General features: G+C 64.0%; 3 protein-coding genes. All 3 read right to left on the bottom strand.

The features are described 5' to 3' along the window. A partial coding sequence (gene tnpC, locus IE122_RS18120) for an IS66 family transposase (RefSeq protein ID WP_189622628.1) occupies nt 1–1,507 on the bottom strand: 1,507 nt, incomplete at its 3' end. 61 nt (nt 1,508–1,568) lie between these two features. Continuing rightward, nucleotides 1,569–1,916, bottom strand: a complete 348-nt coding sequence (tnpB, locus tag IE122_RS18115; protein WP_189622627.1) for an IS66 family insertion sequence element accessory protein TnpB — start codon at nt 1,914–1,916, stop codon at nt 1,569–1,571. Then, nucleotides 1,913–2,365, bottom strand: a 453-nt coding sequence (gene tnpA, locus IE122_RS18110) for an IS66-like element accessory protein TnpA (protein WP_308430429.1), incomplete at its 5' end; no start/stop codon positions are given. The genes tnpB and tnpA, both read right to left, overlap by 4 nt.

The raw sequence follows: 2,365 nt of genomic DNA, 5'->3' as shown, positions 1-2,365 counted from the left end.
CGGAAGCCCAGTTCCAGGGCATGAGCTCGTCCCAGCGAGAAGCTGGCCATCCGCCTGCGATCTTCGCGATGACATCGGCGATGTAGGCCTGCGGCTCGATGCCATTGAGCTTTGCCGTCTCGATGACCGAGTAGATGGCGGCGGCACGTTCACCGCCAGCCTTCGATCCTGCGAATAGCCAATTCTTGCGGCCGATCGCTACGCTTCGCATCGCGCGTTCGGCGATGTTGTTGTCGATCTCGGCCAGGCCATCCTCGATGAAGCGCGTGAGCGCAATCCAGCGCTTGCGACCATAGGCGAGCGCCTTAGCCATCGCCGACTTGGGCGACAGGCGGCGCAAGGCATCGTCGATAGCCGCGCGCAGATCGTCGACCTGTGGCCTGGCTTTCTCCTGTCGCCGTTGCCGACGCATATCGGGCGGTTGCCCCCGAACCTCGTCCTCAAGCCGGTAGAGCGCCGCGATCCGCTCAAGCAGATCGGTGGTCAGCGGTGTCGGACTGGTCTGGTGGTTCTCGAATATCTTGCGCCGGAAGTGCGCCCAGCATGCCACTTCCTGGATCCGGTTGCCGGCATAGAGCTTCTCGTAACCGGCATAACCATCAGCCTGAAGGAGACCGGTAAAGGCCTTCAGCTCGGTCTGCGGATGGATACCGCTACGGTCGGGCGTGAACTTGTACCACACCAGCGCCGGAGCGGTTGATCCGCTGGCCCGATTATCGACGGCATAGGCCCACAGCCGACCTTGCGCAGTTTTGCCCTTGCCGGGCACCAGCATTGGCACGGGCGTGTCGTCGCTGTGGATCTTGGCAGCCTTAAGGCCTTCCTCGCGGATCCGGGAGACGATGGGATCGAGCAGGTGCGCGGCTTGTCCGCCCCAACCGGCCAAGGTCGAGCGATCAACGTCGAGGCCCTGCGCCGCCATCATCTCGGCCTGCCGGTATAGCGGCAGGTGGTGGTCGAACTTGGACACGACGACATGGGCGAGCGTGGCGAAGCTGGCCTTGCCGCGGGCGATGGCCTTCACCGGTGTCGGCGCCTGCACGATCTTCTCGCAGGATCGGCAGCTGTACTTCGGGCGGATGGTGCGGATGACGCGCCACTGCACCGGCAGGACATCGAGCATCTCGTCGCTGTCCTCACCCAACTGGCGCAGGGTGCCGCCACAATCGGGGCAATTGCAGCGCCCCGCCTCAGGTTCGATCCGCTGCTCGGCCCGGGGAAGATGGGGCGGAAGGCTGCGAACCGGCGATGGTCGTTCGGATCTATCCGCTGGCCCATCCTTGCGAACATCGGCGACAGCGGCTTCGCCTTCGAGTTCCTCGAGCGTCAGTTCGAGTTGCTCGATCTGTGCCGACAGCTTCTCCGACGACTGCCCGAACGTCATGCGGCGCAGCTGCGCCAGCTGGAAACGCAGCGTGTCGATCAGCGTGTCACGGGCCGCCAAGGCTGCTTCCAGCTCGGCGATCCGGGCATCTTTATCAAGGCTGGAAGTGGCTGCGTCCGACACCGTGACCCACTAGCAAAATGGGTCGTCTGGCGCCAGAAAAACCCCGCAAATCAGGGGCTTTTTATCCCGCCAGCAGCGGCGCGGCAGTGCGTTCCGGCCGGCGCCAGTCAATACCTTCGAGCAGCATGGAAAGCTGCGCCGACGTGAGGTTGACCTTGCCTGTCTTTGTGACCGGCCAGACGAATTTGCCGCGGTCCATGCGCTTCGAAAACAGACACATGCCCTGGCCATCGAACCAGAGCAGTTTGATCAGATCACCACGCTTGCCGCGGAAGGCAAATAGCGCGCCGCTATGCGGTGACTGCTCCAGCACCTGCTGGACCAGCACCGCAAGCCCGTCAAAGCCCTTCCTCATGTCCGTCGCCCCGCAGGCCAGGTAAACCCGCGTCGAGGGTGGCAGCGGGATCATCGGCCAAGCACGGCGATCACCCGGGCCAGGGCGTCGGCATCGACCATTGCATCCACGGTCAGGCGGACACCCGTCGGCAGTTCGATGCCGATATGCCCGCAAGGCGATGGCGCCGGCAACGCAACATCACCGGCAACTGGATCTTTGACCTCCACCTGCGAGAACGTCGGCAAGGCCGGTGGCCTGACCCCGGTCAACTCCCCGGACATCGCCTGTCGCCGCCAAGTGTAGATCGACCCGCTGCCGACCTCGTGCTGGTCGCATGCTGCGCGAACCGAGCCGTCCGGTCCAAACGCATTACGCAGGATCGCCAGCTTCTGCTCCACCGTCCAGCGCCGGCGGCCGGACACGCGGCCAACGACCTCAATCCGAGTAGTCATACGACCGCTCATATGAGTGCTCGCTTCATCCGCCTCGCTATCGTCCATCCACGCCACCCCATCAAAAGG

Origin of the sequence: Novosphingobium colocasiae, assembly GCF_014652555.1 — a bacterium.
Classification (GTDB): Bacteria; Pseudomonadota; Alphaproteobacteria; order Sphingomonadales; family Sphingomonadaceae; genus Novosphingobium; species Novosphingobium colocasiae.
Note: the sequence above shows the minus strand (reverse complement) of the source record. Positions and strands in the feature narration are given on the sequence as shown.

Excerpts from the sequence above, each read along its gene's own strand:
- tnpB (WP_189622627.1), bottom strand. The coding sequence starts at position 1,916 with ATGATCCCGCTGCCACCCTCGACGCGGGTTTACCTGGCCTGCGGGGCG.